Origin of the sequence: Aquidulcibacter sp. (assembly GCF_020253525.1) — a bacterium.
Classification (GTDB): domain Bacteria; phylum Pseudomonadota; class Alphaproteobacteria; order Caulobacterales; family Aquidulcibacteraceae; genus Aquidulcibacter.
Genome location: NZ_JADCBK010000136.1, coordinates 1 through 13,713, shown reverse-complemented (window position 1 = coordinate 13,713; position 13,713 = coordinate 1). Strand labels below are relative to the sequence as shown.

The following is a 13,713-nucleotide window of genomic DNA, read 5'->3' as shown; positions in this document are numbered from 1 at the left end:
TGAGGCCGTTTCTTGGGACTTGTCGGCAACCTATGAAGCCACCGAGTCGGTCAATGTGTATGCCCGCGCTGCCCGCGGCTATCGCGCCCCTTCCATCCAAGGCCGCATCTTGTTCGGGACAGCCGTCACGACGGCAAAGTCTGAATTTGTGACCTCATTTGAAGCTGGCGTAAAGGCCTTCGCACTGGACAGAAAGCTCCGGGCAGACTTCAACGTCTTCGCCATGAATATTGAAGACCAGCAATTCACCGCTATCGGCGGCGCTGGTAACTTTAACCAATTGTTGAATGCCAAAGAAGGCAAGGCTTCGGGCTTCGAGGCCGAACTCCAATGGTTGCCAACCCAGAATCTATCATTTGCTGGTTCGCTCTCTTACAACAAAACCGAGATCAACGACCCAACCCTGACTGTGGGTGCATGTGGTGCACCTTGCACCATTCAAAACCCAGTGGTCGGCGGCAATGCACGGATTGATGGCAACCCCTTCCCTAACGCTCCAGAATGGATTGCCAACGTGTCGGCAAAATATTCCAAGCCATTCGGCAATGGTCACGAATTCTTCGCGCTGACCGACTGGACCTATAAGGGTGAGACATATTTCACCCTCTATAAGTCGATCGAATTCTCCGAAGACGGCTATTGGGAAGGCGGACTGCGCACGGGGGTCACCTTGTTTGACAACAAGTATGAGATCGCCGCCTATGGCCGTAACATTACCAATGAAGAGCGTTTGGTCGGAGGTATCGACTTCAACAATCTGACCGGCTTCACCAACGCGCCACGCATTTGGGGCATTGAAGCAAAAGTCAATTTCTAAACTTTTCGCTGCATAAACCTCGTCAAAATGGGCGGGCCTGACAGACATCTGTCGGGCCCGTTTTTTCTGCAGCACCGCACTGGCGACTTGTAGGCCTTACTCGGTTATAGTGTCGGTCTGCATGGGGGGATGCGCGTGATCGCTTTATTCGGCGATATTCATTCAAATATCCAAGCGCTTGAAGCGTGTTTGGAGGATGCCGAGGCGCACGGCGTGACCCGCTATGTGTTTTTGGGCGATTTTGTTGGCTATGGCGGCGACCCCGGCAAAGTTCTGGCTTTGATCGAATCCATGGTCGCTGGAGGCGCGGCAGCCGTCAAAGGCAATCACGACGATATGGCCAGCGACTTTGATCGCGAGATGAATGAGACTGCAGCAAGTGCGGCCAATTGGACACGCGCGCAGCTCTCACGAGACCAGCAAGCCTTCCTTGAAAGCTTGCCTTTGGTGATTGAGGACGAGGACCGCCTCTATGTCCATGCCGATGCATCCGCGCCAGCGAAATGGCGCTATGTGACCGATTGTGCCAGCGCACAGCTTTCATTGGAAGGCACACAAAGCCGCATCGTAGTGTGTGGTCACGTCCATCAGCCAGCAATTTACGGCTTGGCGGGTGATGGCTCGATCTCACGCTTTGTACCCGCAGATGAGGCCAAAGTCCCGCTTTTGAGCTCACGGCGTTGGCACGTGGTTTTGCCTAGCGTCGGCCAGCCACGCGATGGCAATCCCCTCGCCGGATATGGACTGTATGATCCAACGAGCCGACAACTCGAATTCCGACGCTTACCTTATGATATTGACGGCGCCGCTGCTTCCATTCGGGCGGCGGGCTTACCCGGGCGATTAGCTGACCGCCTGCATCTAGGGCGATAGTCAATGGTGGCGTCGCACATGATCGAAACCGGCATGGTGATTGACGATTTCACAATTGGCGAGATTGTGCATCGCGGCGGGATGGCCGTCTTGTGGCGCTGCACGCACCCTGAAATTCCCTTCCCGCTTTTGATGAAAGTCCCGCGGCTTGCCGATGGCGAGGATCCTGCAGCGATCGTCAGCTTTGAGATGGAGCAAATGATCCTGCCGCGCCTGTCTGGTCAACATGTGCCAAAGACGTTTGGCGTCGGCGACTTCTCCAAGCAGCCCTATATTGTGATGGAGGAAATTGAGGGGGAAACGCTCCTGCCGAAGCTAAAGGAATTGCCCCTTCTTGGCAGTGAAGTGGCCAGCATCGGCATCGCGTTGGCTACGGCACTCGACTCACTTCACCGGCAAAACGTCATCCACCTAGACCTCAAGCCCTCCAACATCCTGTTTCGGGCAAGTGGAGAAGCGGTGTTGATTGATTACGGTCTTTCACACCACACCGATTTGCCCGACCTGATGGCCGAGCAATTTCGACTGCCTTATGGCACAGCCCCGTATATGGCACCGGAACAAGTTCTGGGCGTACGCAATTATCGACGCTCAGATGTCTTTGCTTTGGGTGTTCTTCTATACTTTTTTTCAACCGCCGTCCGGCCCTTTGGCGATCCGATCAGCCTTAAGGGACTTAAGGAGCGCCTGTGGCGCGACCCCATTCCGCCCCGTCGGTGGCGGGAAGATATTCCGCCTTGGCTACAGGAAGTCATCCTGCGCTGCCTGGAGCCTAATCCAGAGCAGCGCTATCCCACAGCCGCGCAAGTGGCGTTTGACCTCAAGAACCCTGACCAAATCATGCTGACCTCACGCGGTCAGCGCTTGCGCCAGGATTCTTGGCTGACGGCCTTTCGTCGCAAGCATAATCGCGAGACTTATGCCCCAGCCCGCAAGTTGGCTAGTCAAAGTAAGTTCGCTGCAGCACCGATCATTTTGGTGGCCCTCGACCCCACCACAATTAATGGCCCATTAGGTCGCGCTCTGCGGGATAAGTTGCAAAGTACTTTGGCAGCTACGCCAGATGCGCGTGCGGTCGTCATGACCGTGCTCAACAATAGTGTTGCAGGGTTGGATCAAAATCCTGTTGTCTCCTCGCCCAATCGGCACGTCGCCCGGATCGTTGCCTTAAAGCAATGGGCCAAGCCCTTGGGTTTGAGTGAACAGGCGATTTCTTACCATGTGCCCGAGGCCCTCAATACCGCAGAGGCGATTTTTGACTATGCCCGCGCCAATCATGTTGATCACATCATTATGGGTGCGCGGGCTGAAAGCACGGTTCGCAATCTTTTAGGTGCGGTTTCAGCCCAGGTTTCCGCCCATGCCCCCTGCACGGTGACCGTTGTTCGACGCCGTGAATGGCCGATTTCAGATGAAGGCGATAAGTCATAGGAGTTTAAGATGAAAAATATAGTTAGGTATTTGAGTTTACATAAATTAGTAGCCGTTCTTTTCTTTTTAAGTTCCAATCCAACCCACGCGCAGGGTGTTAGACCCGTCGATGTTCAAACCGCTTTTGCCAATGGCGTCATCGCCTGTTCAAAAGCTGTAGGCCGCGATGTTGCACTTGAGACATCGGATGCACTTGAACAGGGAACCATTTCGCTTGCAGACCCCAATACACCGGCCCTGTTGACAGCCGGCGAAGGCGAGAAACTCTATGATGTCGCTCCGGCCAAGGGGATTGCCGTTATCCTCGTTGATACCGCCAAAAACTGTCAAATCATGGCTTACGGCCCGCGTGTTCTGCCGACTTATGCTTTGGTCGAAAAGGAGTTAAAGGAGCGGTCCAATCAATGGACAAAAATTCAAAAGGAAACAACGCCAGAAGACTTTATCGAACGCTATGAACGCGTCGAAAGTGATGGCAGCGTCGTCCATGTTTTCTTGATGGGTGGTGAGCCCGGTATGGGCTCACGAATCTTTCGATTTCCGATGTTTACAGCCGATGTGAAGCGCTATCCTGCCAATTATTTGCAAGCAGCAACAACGGCCTTCGCAGACGGAGCCCAACAATGCGCAAATGCGATGCACCAAGCAATCACGCTGGATACCCTGCCCGCTGAAAACTTGCGCGACTGGACTTTACTTGAACAAAGAAAGAGTCCCGGACAAACCTATAGTCGCTATGGGATGACACCGATCAACGACATCGTCACCTTGTCTTCAACCGGCAGGTCCAACTGCTTTGTTGGCGCGGCGTGGCTGGATGCAGAGGGTGCACTGAATGCTTCCTTGGCAAAGCTGTCGCAAACATTCCCAAGCATGAAAGAAGTGGGCCGACGCGACCGCAACAATGTCAGAACAATTCTACTGACATTCAAGGATACCAATCAGACTGACGTTCTACTCGTATTCACTTTGGACAAGATTGGCGGCGTGAGCGCTTCAGAAAAGCGAGCGAGATTGAGTTTAGTGATCCAAAGGGGCGACCAACAGAAGTAATGGATGGTGTCCCTTTCAAAATCAGGCCTTTGAGTTTAGGAAGATGGCCATGTCACACAATAGCTTTGGCCATCTTTTCCGTGTCACCACTTGGGGCGAAAGCCATGGGCCTGCGTTGGGCTGTGTGATTGATGGCTGTCCGGCGGGCCTTGCGTTAACGCCTGCCGATATTCAAGCCGATCTTGATCGTCGTAAACCCGGGACCAGCCGCTTTGTCACCCAACGCCGCGAAGCCGATGAAGTGCGTATTCTATCCGGCGTTTTTGAAGATGATCGAACAGGTGGCCCAATCACTACCGGCACACCCATTAGCTTGATGATTGAAAATACCGATCAGCGTAGCAAGGACTATTCCGAAATCCGCGACAAATGGCGACCTGGGCATGCAGATTACACCTATGACGTCAAATATGGTGTGCGTGACTATCGCGGTGGCGGCCGGTCAAGTGCGCGTGAAACTGCCGCCCGTGTTGCGGCAGGCGCGGTCGCCAGAAGAGTTTTGGGGCCAAATATCACAATCCAATGCGCGTTAATCCAGATCGGCCCTCACAAGATTAATCGCGCTAATTGGGACTGGTCGCAAACGCGCGAAAACCCTTTCTTTGCCCCCGATGCCGCCATCGTGCCCGTGTGGGAGGCCTATCTGGATGAAGTTCGTAAGGCAGGATCTTCGACTGGGGCTGTGCTGGAAGTTGTCGCTTCAGGTGTACCGGCGGGGTGGGGCGCGCCGATCTACGGCAAACTCGACAGTGATCTGGCTTCGGCGTTAATGTCCATCAATGCGGTAAAAGGTGTTGAGATTGGCGCAGGCTTTGCGGCGGCAATGTTGAGTGGTGAGACCAATGCCGATGAGATGCGCCGCGGGCCCACTGGCGAGGTGGTGTTTGCGTCCAATAACAATGGTGGCATCTTGGGAGGCATCAGCACGGGGCAAGACATCATTGCCCGTTTCGCCATCAAGCCGACCTCTTCTATCCTAAACGAAGTCAATAGCTTAAACCGCGATCTTGACGAGGTCTCACTTCGAACCATCGGTCGGCACGACCCTTGCGTGGGAATAAGAGCGGCGCCAGTTGGGGAAGCCATGGTCGCGTGCGTCTTGGCCGACCATATGCTGCGGCATCGTGGCCAAAAAGGTGGTTAGTGCGGATGGGGCCATCTGATCGACCAGAGCTTTTAGGGCGCGTGTTCATCAGTGATTTTGACTCTCGGCCTGCCCGTGCCTTTGTGCTTGCCGGTATTGGCCTGTTCGGCTTAGCTGGATTTGCAAGCCTTGCCTTTCTTCGGACCATCCCCCTGGTTCCGCTGCTTTGTATGGTGGCATTGGTCTTTCATTTCGCTCCTGCCCTTTGGCCGCGCAAATCAGCAATCAACTTGACGGCAGACGGCTTTCGCCTTGATGGTCTCGGCCTGATCCCATGGGAAGCGATTGGGACGGTTACCTATCACGAGCGGCAGATCAATCAGAACGCGAATGCTCGTGTGATAGCCTTGCTAGAAATCGAGCTGATCGCAACTTTTAATCTGGCAATTGTGCGCCCAGATACAAACCCACCGTGGCGACGCTGGCAGGCCAGGAACTGGCGTAAGGTTGGCGACAGCCACCTTACGATCCTGTTGTCTGGTCTTACCGACAGCCCAAGAGATATTCGTCAGGCCTTTGAAGTCTTTCTCGGCTATCCGATCACAGGTCCGCGTGGGCTGATTGCTTGAGCTTAGCTTTGACCATTTTGACGGTAACAAACACCAAAATGGCAGAGATTAGTCCAATCGCCATATAAAGTTGGCCTTTCTCGCCCGCGACTGTGCCGACCGTGGCGATCAAGACCCAAGCAACAAGGGTGTAGGCCACGGCCGACACCACAATCCAGCAGGCAAACAAACCAAAAGGGACACCAAAAAATCCAGCGGCTATGTAAGCAGGAATGCGTGTACCCGGCACGAAGCGGGCGATCATGAGAGTCTTTCCGGGATTAGCGACGATCTTGGCGCGGACTTGTGCCACACCGGGCTTTTCAGAAAAACGATGCGCCCAGTTTTGGGTTTTTCCGGCCCAACCCAGCCAATATTTCCATAAGTCGCTGATGATTAAGCCTATCAACATCGCTGCCACAATCAGACGTCCATCAGCCATTTGGTCCATAGCGGGGTGGGCGAATGCGGTAACCGCACCCAAGACTGCCGCATCTTCTTGAACAAAGGGGGCTATAAAGGCGCCTAGATAAATCAAATAGTCGGCTGGGATCATAGAGGACAAAACGCTGGCCCTTTGGATCGGGTTACAAGCCAAGCTGTCGAGCAGCTAGGTCGCGCATGATTTCCTCAGAGCCACCGCCAATCGCATTGACCCGCACCTCGCGATAAATTCGCTCGATCCGCGACCCGCGCATATAGCTGGCACCACCCAAAATTTGGCTGGCTTCACGGGCACAGAATTCGAGTGTCTCGGTTGCTTGCACCTTTAGCAGACACAGGTCGGCGACCGGCGTCTCGCCTTGGCTGACCCGCCACGCACATTGATCCAACCAAGCGGTCGAGGCGGCGATCTTTTGCACCATTTGAGCCACCTTGTGCCGCACCACTTGATGGTCTGCTAAGCGCTTGCCAAAGGTCTGACGCTGGCGAGCCCAGACAACGGCATCTTCCACACATGCCCGTGCGGCGCTGAGCGCGCCGGAGGCCATGCCTAACCTCTCGCCATTAAAATTGGCCATAATGCCGTAAAATCCACCATTCTCAGGACCAATGAGGTTCTCGGCCGGTACTTCTACATCGTCGAAGAAGATTTCAGCTGTATCCGATGCCCACCAACCCTGCTTTTTCAACAGGTTGCGGGTAACGCCTTTGGCATTCGCATCAATTAACAACAAGCTGATCCCGCCGGCACCCGGTCCCCCAGTTCGCACGGCAGTGGTCAGCCAATGTGACGTACAGCCACCGGTGATATAGAGTTTCGAGCCATTCACCCGGTAAATATCGCCATCTCGGACGGCACGGGTCTGTAAATTGGCCACGTCAGATCCTGCGTCTGGCTCTGTGATGGCAAGGCTGATTTGCTGCCTCCCCGCCAAAACTTCAGGGGTAATCCTAGCCTTCATCGCCTCACCACCCGAAGCCAAAACCGGTGGCAAACCAATCCCGTGGATCATCAGCGCTGCGGTGATACCGCCTGCGCCAATCCGGCCCAACTCCTCGCTCGTCACAATGCCGTGGTGCCAGTCATAATCGGGACCACGACCCGTGCCACCATATTCAGTCGGATATCCGGCACCAAGCAAGCCAAAGGCCCCCGCCCGGAGAAACAAATCGCGCGGGATGGCACCTGCCTCATCCCATTGGTCGACATAGGGCATGATCTCGCGGTCAATGAATCGACGCAATTGTGTCCGCCACAAACCATGGCTTTCGCCCATGAATGGCGATTTGGGGCGGAGCGAGTCGAAATCGAGCGAGTCAGGCATACCTAAACTTAAGCAGGCTTTCCCCGCCCTGACCAGTAGGCGAGGCGGGAAAGACCATCCGCAGCTTAGTCATCCATCTCTTCAGCAACTTGATAGACCAATGACTGGCCGCGCCGCGTGATGGTGACATAATCGCCAATGAACAGGCGGTGATCCGCCAGATGATCCAAAGCTTCGTCTGGCCCTTCGCCTTCCTCGTCATAATGAACGCGCCATCGCCCACCCTTATGGCTTAGCCACCCATCTGCAAATTCTGCTGGGTCAGGAGAGAAACGCCGGACCGTGCATTGGGTACGGTGGGATTTCCAAGCCTCTAGGTCCAAATGACCATCTGAGCGAAGCGGTGCAACCAGCACATAGCCTTGGCGACCATCCCCTTCTGGATAGCCAGCTTCTGGATTACGGGCGAGACGAAGAATGATTCGAGTGAGTCCAGACATGGTTTGTCCTTTCAAATTTTGGATGAAGAGCCCTAGTGGCAGAGCAGCAGAGATGGGGTGGACGTTGTTTTCAAAAGTGTCCGCGTCACGCCGCCAAACACAAATTCGCGTGCGCGGCTGTGCCCATAGGCCCCTGCAACCAACAGCCCGGCGCCGTGCGCCGTGCAGGCCTTAAGGATTTCAGTTGCCGCATCTTTGGAGGCATCCAGCAGGTCGACTTGGGCCTTGATCCCTTGACGGCTGAGCCAATCTTGCAAACGTGTCGGATCGCTTAAGTGCTTACCTTCATCGTCTAGTGCTCCAACCGACTGGATAATTATAACTTTTCCAGCTTTGCGGAGAAGTGGTAAAGCAGCCTTTGCGGCGCGGCCTGCCTCAACACTACCATCCCAGGCGATGAGGGCTGTCCCGGTCAGTTGGCTCATGGAACTGCGCGGGATGAAAATAGGGGCATGGGCATCCATCATTAAGGCTTCGAAGACAGGCGAAATTGTTGTTTTCCCGCGCGCAGTCTCACAGGCAAAGAGGACAACATCACTGAGCGCCGCTCGGCGCGCGAGCAGTCGATCTTGCAACCCAATGACCCGCTCCACGGTTAGGCCGGGATGCCCTGAGGCCAAGGCATCAACCCGGGACTTCACTTCTGACCACGCTTGATCATTGCCGTCGCGAGCCGATTGAATGAGGCTAGCGGAAGTTGTCGCAAAAGCCCCATCCGCAGACCAAGCCATGAGTTCTGTTGGGTCAAGTTGGGCGAAGACACTCGCTACTTTGGCATCTACCACATCTGCTAAGGCCAAGCCTTGCTGCAAAAGGTCCAAATCGGACGCATCGCCACGAAGCGGTACTAGAATTTCAGCTTGAGTCATGTTGCTTCCTCCACCTTTAGAGCTATGTGCGGTGTGCGTTGGGTTTTATTTCGATCCCATCAGACATCGCCCCGTCCTGTTGCTGAGATGACCTCTGGTATTTCGGTGTCATTCTCGGCATGAGTGTGTTTCCACGCCTAAGACGTGGGGGCCCGCTACAGGCGTGCACAAGTGACAATCAACCACATGAGACAAATGGCCACACAAGCTCCCGCCTCCCCGCGTAAATCCGTAAAGTCCGCCCCGCCGCGCGCATGGCAACGCATGTTGTCTGGCCGCCGCTTGGACCTGCTCGACCCCTCGCCGTTAGACATTGAGATTGAGGATATTGCCCATGGGCTAGCCCGTGTTGCGCGCTGGAACGGCCAGACCACGGGTGACCATGCGTTTTCGGTCGCGCAGCATAGCCTGATCGTCGAAGAGATTGCCGCATTCATTGAGCCTCGCTTGACACCTCAGGAACGTTTGATGGCATTGTTACATGATGCGCCGGAATATGTCGTTGGCGACATGATCAGCCCGTTTAAAACTGCTTTGGGCGTCGATTATCGTGCGTTTGAAGACAGGTTAGAGCGTGCGGTTCATATCCGTTTTGGTCTGCCGCCAAAAACACCTGCGACCTTAAAGAAGCTGATCAAGCGGGCGGACCTCGCCTGTGCTTTTTTTGAAGCGACGCAAGTTGCGGGATTTGGCCATGAGGAATCGGTCGGCTTTTTTGGAGCGCCTCCCCCTGGCCTTGCCATTACGATTAATCCTTGGCCTGCCCGACAGGCCCAAACGGCCTATGTAGCTCGTCATCAGGCATTGATCAGCCAGATTGATGCGCAAAGCCTGCCCCAGCGGCACAAGAAAGCTGTGTAATGCCCTTTATCTCTGTCTGTTCCCTTGCCCTTGTGCCATCCACCGTCACGCGGCTACGGCCTTGGGGCATGATCACGCTCTTAGACCCGTCGAGCATGATAGAAACACCGGAGGGCCTGTCACCCGACACGCATCTGCGGCTAGGTCTCAATGACGTGACTTATGTGCAGGAAGGCTTGATTACGCCTGCAGAAGCCCATGTCACCGCCATTTTGGACCATGTGCAGGCATGGGATCAGACCGCGCCGTTGGTGGTACATTGCTGGGCCGGCGTCTCGCGCTCCACCGCTTCTGCCTTTATGGCTGCGTGCGCTTTGAACCCAGATGTCCCCCCGCTCAAAATTGCACACTATATCCGCGAGGCCTCCCCCACGGCGACACCTAACCGCCTTTTGACGCGTTACGCCGATGATCTTTTAGGGCGCGGCGGGGCGATGGTTGATGCCGTTGACGCAATTGGCCGTGGCGAAGATTGCTGGGAGGGTGTAGCCTTCGACTTACCAGCCCGGTGGGAGCCCTAGCATGAGTGCCACGCCACGCGTCATTATCGGCCTATCCGCCGTCGTCGTGGCAGCAAGCGGCAAAGGCCCTGAAGTTCTTTTGAGCGGCGCTCCTGGTGCCATAGGCCTACCCTTCGGCAGTTTTGATCCCATCGGACACCGCACCTTTGAACTGGCGGTCCGGGACTTTGTAACATCGCAAACAGGCTTTGCGCTCGGTTATGTCGAGCAACTTTACACCTTTGGCGACAAAGGCAGAGAAGCGCCCTTGGCCGATATGGGTCAATCTTCCGATGCTGATCGTGTGGTGTCTGTGGGCTATATTGCCTTGGCGGGCAGCATTGATGAGGGCCAGCGCCGCGCCGGGGTGTGGGCCGACTGGTATCGGTTTTTCCCGTGGGAGGATCGGCGTAGCGAGGCCGGAATACGCGCCCTCGACCTGCTCTTGCCTGACCTGAAAGCTTGGGCGACCACGACAGAGCGACAAAGCCGAGTTGCCATGGCATTCGGCCTGCACGGCCAATCTTGGCAGGAATCTCAAGTGCTAGACCGGTTTGAACTTCTTTATGAGGCGGGGTTGGTTCAAGAGGCCCAGCGTGATCGCGCCAAAGGCCAAACTCAAGCTATGCCACCAGCCGAGCGCACGTATGTGGGCGAGCCTTTGGTCTCCGATCACCGCCGTATATTGGCCACTGCCATGGGCCGATTGCGCGCAAAAATCCGCTATCGTCCAATTGTATTCGATCTAGCCCCTGCCCGCTTTACATTGAGCGAGCTCCAAGACTTGGTTGAGGTATTGTGCGGGGTAAAGCTGCACAAGCAAAACTTCCGTCGGACATTGGAGCGCTCCGGCCTTGTGGAATCGACAGGGGCTATGCACGCTGAAACGGGTGGCCGCCCGGCCATGTTGTTCACGCGCAGTGCAGTAAGCCGGCAAGCCGGGGCCACGGGCCTTAGCCTACCCTTGGCCAAGCGCTAAAGCACCACATCCAAGACCGCTCCGAAACTGGAACATGAATATCGTTTGACAGACCCTTATGCTCACACTAAGTATAAGTACCTAAGCCAAATGTGGGCTGTCGCCCTTGGCGCAAGACACTAATGCTCAGATTGAGTATTAGTGGTCAGGAGATTGAAAATGGCCGTTCTGGATTTACGTGCGAAACCCGCTCGCGACATCAACGCAACCGGTGCCGCTCGCCAGCTTTCCCCCGCTGCAGCGCGGGGTTTGGTCTATGACGCTGCTGTCAAGGCAGAGACAGACCACCTCTATGAAATCGTGCGCCACGTCATCTCTCCCTTAGAATGGCCAGCCTATGCGCCTTTGATCGCGGCGATTAACCGTCTGAAGAAAGAGCGCGATGCCGTTATTCTTGCGCACAATTATATGACTGCAGAGATCTTCAATTGCGTTGGCGACTTTAGGGGCGATAGCCTTGGCCTTGCCCGCGAGGCAGCTAAAGTTTCAGCCAAAGTGATTGTGCAGGGTGGCGTCCATTTCATGGCCGAAACCTCAAAAATCCTATCGCCTGACAAGACGGTGCTGATCCCTTCGCTGAAAGCTGGCTGCTCGCTAGCCGCGTCGATCACCGGCGAAGACGTGCGCCTGATAAAGGCCCGCTATCCTGGCCTCCCTGTTGTCACCTATGTCAACACAACAGCGGAAGTAAAAGCCGAGAGCGATATTTGCTGCACCTCGTCCAATGCCATCCAAGTGGTAGAAACCATCGCCAAGGACTGGGGCGTCGATCAGGTCATTATGCTGCCAGACGAATATCTAGCCAAAAATGTTGCCGCTCAAACTGGCATCAAAATCATTTCGTGGAAGGGCAAATGCGAAGTGCATGAGCGCTTCACCGCCGATGATATTGCCGAGATCCGCGCGGCCCACCCAGGTGCCATCATTTTGGCCCACCCCGAATGCCCCCCTGAAGTGGTAGCCGCCTCGGACTTCACGGGTTCCACTGGGGCGATGAGCGACTATGTGCAGGATTATAAGCCTCAAAAAGTGGTCTTAATCACCGAATGCTCCATGAGCGACAATGTCGCTGTGGCCAATCCCGATGTGGAATTCGTTAAACCCTGCAATCTATGCCCGCACATGAAGGTGATCACGCTGGAAGCTATTTATGACGCGCTGAAGGAGATGCGTTACGAAGTGGTGGTCGATCCAGACATCGCCTCGCGTGCCAAGCAGGCCGTTGATGCCATGTTGGCCATTCCCCCCGCCCCAGCAGGAAAGTTTGACCCCACCCGACAAGTACCTGACTCTTTGGAATTGATCTGAGGTGGACACACAACGCCTGAAGGACGGTAGCGTCCTGATCATTGGCGCGGGTCTGGCTGGCCTGTTCCTAGCCCTAAAGCTTGCGCCGCGCCCCTGTGTGGTGGTCTCGCCTGCCCCCTTTGGGCAAGCAGCATCAAGTGCTTGGGCGCAAGGTGGCTTGGCGGCCGCCCTTGCCCCCGAAGATAGCGCCCAAAGCCATGCGCAAGACACGATTGCGGCAGGCGCAGGTTTGGTCGACCCGATTGTCGCCATGCTGATCGCCAAAGACGGGCCTGCACGCGTGCGCGATTTGCTCGAGTTGGGGGTGGCCTTTGATCGCCATGAAGATGGCAGTCTAGCCCTGTCCTTGGAAGCGGCGCACAGCCATGCGCGCGTTGCCCGCGTTGCAGGCGATTTAGCCGGTCGTGAAATCATGTCTAATCTGATCAAAGCCGTGCGGGCTTGCGACCACATTACTTTGGTTGAAGGCGTTGCAGCGCGCGCCCTTCTGCAAACTGAAACTGGGCGCGTCGGCGGCATCTTGGCGATGAATGGGAAGCCGGTCCGCCTTGAGGCGGAAGAAACCGTGCTGGCAACGGGTGGCTCAGGCGGCCTGTTCCGCGTCACCACCAATCCTGTGGAAGCAGCAGGCCAAGGCCTCGGCATGGCGGCGCGTGCTGGCGCACTGGTGGCCGATCCGGAGTTCATCCAATTCCACCCCACCGCCATGGATTTAGCGCGCGACCCGGCCCCGCTGGCTACCGAAGCTTTACGCGGGGATGGGGCGCACTTGGTGAACCAAGACGGCACGCCCTTTATGGGCACATATCATCCTCTCGCCGATCTTGCCCCCCGCGATCATGTTGCGCGCGCGGTGGCAAGTGAGATTAAGGCAGGTCGGGGTGCTTATTTGGATTGTCGCACAGCCATTGGGGCAGGCTTCCCCGAGCACTTCCCAACCGTGTTTGCCGCCTGTGCGGCCGCTGGCATTGACCCGCGGACCAATCTGATCCCGATTGCGCCTGCGGCCCATTATCATATGGGCGGCATAGTTACCGATGTCTGGGGCAAAACCACTCTAGAGGGGCTTTCTGCTATTGGAGAATGTGCTTCCACTGGGGTGCATGGCGCCAATCGCTTGG

At 55.8% G+C, this 13,713-nt stretch carries 15 protein-coding genes; 11 read left to right on the top strand and 4 right to left on the bottom strand.

All coding sequences use genetic code 11. The annotated features are described in order from the left end of the window. From IOB61_RS14575 to IOB61_RS14550, 6 genes are all read left to right on the top strand, one after another. The coding region (locus IOB61_RS14575) for a TonB-dependent receptor (protein WP_290818248.1) at nt 1–817 on the top strand (817 nt) is incomplete at its 5' end. A gap of 135 nt (nt 818–952) precedes the next feature. Next, the gene (locus tag IOB61_RS14570; protein ID WP_290818245.1) at nt 953–1,690 is read left to right on the top strand and encodes a metallophosphoesterase family protein; all 738 of its coding nucleotides are present in this window, start codon (nt 953–955) and stop codon (nt 1,688–1,690) included. A gap of 18 nt (nt 1,691–1,708) precedes the next feature. Beyond that, complete coding sequence (locus tag IOB61_RS14565) at nt 1,709–3,121, top strand: bifunctional serine/threonine-protein kinase/universal stress protein (RefSeq protein ID WP_290818242.1); 1,413 nt, start codon at nt 1,709–1,711, stop codon at nt 3,119–3,121. A 9-nt stretch (nt 3,122–3,130) separates the two neighbouring features. Beyond that, nucleotides 3,131–4,174 (top strand): hypothetical protein, encoded by a 1,044-nt coding sequence (locus IOB61_RS14560; RefSeq protein WP_290818239.1) that lies wholly within the window; start codon nt 3,131–3,133, stop codon nt 4,172–4,174. A 49-nt stretch (nt 4,175–4,223) separates the two neighbouring features. After that, entirely contained in the window at nt 4,224–5,318 is a 1,095-nt protein-coding gene (gene aroC, locus IOB61_RS14555) for a chorismate synthase (RefSeq protein ID WP_290818236.1), read from the top strand. Between the two features lie 5 nt (nt 5,319–5,323). Continuing rightward, entirely contained in the window at nt 5,324–5,887 is a 564-nt protein-coding gene (locus IOB61_RS14550) for a hypothetical protein (protein ID WP_290818233.1), read from the top strand. Here the strand turns inward: IOB61_RS14550 and IOB61_RS14545 are convergent. From IOB61_RS14545 to IOB61_RS14530, 4 genes are all read right to left on the bottom strand, one after another. Next, nucleotides 5,859–6,431, bottom strand: a complete 573-nt coding sequence (locus IOB61_RS14545) for a hypothetical protein (protein WP_290818229.1) — start codon at nt 6,429–6,431, stop codon at nt 5,859–5,861. The genes IOB61_RS14550 and IOB61_RS14545 overlap by 29 nt on opposite strands. Nucleotides 6,432–6,453: 22 nt before the next feature. Beyond that, the gene (locus IOB61_RS14540; protein ID WP_290818227.1) at nt 6,454–7,635 is read right to left on the bottom strand and encodes an acyl-CoA dehydrogenase family protein; all 1,182 of its coding nucleotides are present in this window, start codon (nt 7,633–7,635) and stop codon (nt 6,454–6,456) included. A 65-nt stretch (nt 7,636–7,700) separates the two neighbouring features. Then, nucleotides 7,701–8,075, bottom strand: coding sequence for a hypothetical protein (locus IOB61_RS14535; protein ID WP_290818224.1), 375 nt, complete (start codon nt 8,073–8,075; stop codon nt 7,701–7,703). A 32-nt stretch (nt 8,076–8,107) separates the two neighbouring features. Continuing rightward, the gene (locus IOB61_RS14530) at nt 8,108–8,944 is read right to left on the bottom strand and encodes a universal stress protein (RefSeq protein WP_290818221.1); all 837 of its coding nucleotides are present in this window, start codon (nt 8,942–8,944) and stop codon (nt 8,108–8,110) included. Nucleotides 8,945–9,139: 195 nt separating this feature from the next. On the opposite strand from IOB61_RS14530, the gene IOB61_RS14525 reads away from it, so the two are divergent. The 5 genes from IOB61_RS14525 to IOB61_RS14505 all read left to right on the top strand — a co-directional run. Continuing rightward, a complete protein-coding gene (locus tag IOB61_RS14525) occupies nt 9,140–9,805 on the top strand; it encodes an HD family hydrolase (protein WP_290818218.1) in 666 nt (221 codons plus the stop codon). Then, nucleotides 9,805–10,326 (top strand): hypothetical protein, encoded by a 522-nt coding sequence (locus tag IOB61_RS14520; protein WP_290818215.1) that lies wholly within the window; start codon nt 9,805–9,807, stop codon nt 10,324–10,326. The genes IOB61_RS14525 and IOB61_RS14520 overlap by 1 nt, the downstream gene beginning before the upstream one ends. A 1-nt stretch (nt 10,327) precedes the next feature. Next, nucleotides 10,328–11,284: an NAD regulator gene (locus IOB61_RS14515; protein WP_290818212.1), complete on the top strand. Its 957-nt coding sequence runs from the start codon at nt 10,328–10,330 to the stop codon at nt 11,282–11,284. A 159-nt stretch (nt 11,285–11,443) separates the two neighbouring features. Next, nucleotides 11,444–12,592, top strand: a complete 1,149-nt coding sequence (gene nadA / locus IOB61_RS14510; RefSeq protein WP_290818210.1) for a quinolinate synthase NadA — start codon at nt 11,444–11,446, stop codon at nt 12,590–12,592. A gap of 1 nt (nt 12,593) precedes the next feature. Further along, nucleotides 12,594–13,713 (top strand): L-aspartate oxidase (locus IOB61_RS14505; protein ID WP_290818207.1); only part of this gene is annotated, 1,120 nt, incomplete at its 3' end.

Bases quoted from the DNA above. Each gene is read 5' to 3' on its own strand.
- IOB61_RS14565 (WP_290818242.1), top strand. From the start codon at position 1,709: ATGATCGAAACCGGCATGGTGATTGACGATTTCACAATTGGCGAGATT.
- IOB61_RS14560 (WP_290818239.1), top strand. From the start codon at position 3,131: ATGAAAAATATAGTTAGGTATTTGAGTTTACATAAATTAGTAGCCGTT.
- aroC (WP_290818236.1), top strand. From the start codon at position 4,224: ATGTCACACAATAGCTTTGGCCATCTTTTCCGTGTCACCACTTGGGGC.
- IOB61_RS14550 (WP_290818233.1), top strand. From the start codon at position 5,324: ATGGGGCCATCTGATCGACCAGAGCTTTTAGGGCGCGTGTTCATCAGT.
- IOB61_RS14540 (WP_290818227.1), bottom strand. From the start codon at position 7,635: ATGCCTGACTCGCTCGATTTCGACTCGCTCCGCCCCAAATCGCCATTC.
- IOB61_RS14535 (WP_290818224.1), bottom strand. From the start codon at position 8,075: ATGTCTGGACTCACTCGAATCATTCTTCGTCTCGCCCGTAATCCAGAA.
- IOB61_RS14530 (WP_290818221.1), bottom strand. From the start codon at position 8,944: ATGACTCAAGCTGAAATTCTAGTACCGCTTCGTGGCGATGCGTCCGAT.
- IOB61_RS14525 (WP_290818218.1), top strand. From the start codon at position 9,140: ATGGCCACACAAGCTCCCGCCTCCCCGCGTAAATCCGTAAAGTCCGCC.
- IOB61_RS14520 (WP_290818215.1), top strand. From the start codon at position 9,805: ATGCCCTTTATCTCTGTCTGTTCCCTTGCCCTTGTGCCATCCACCGTC.
- IOB61_RS14515 (WP_290818212.1), top strand. From the start codon at position 10,328: ATGAGTGCCACGCCACGCGTCATTATCGGCCTATCCGCCGTCGTCGTG.
- nadA (WP_290818210.1), top strand. From the start codon at position 11,444: ATGGCCGTTCTGGATTTACGTGCGAAACCCGCTCGCGACATCAACGCA.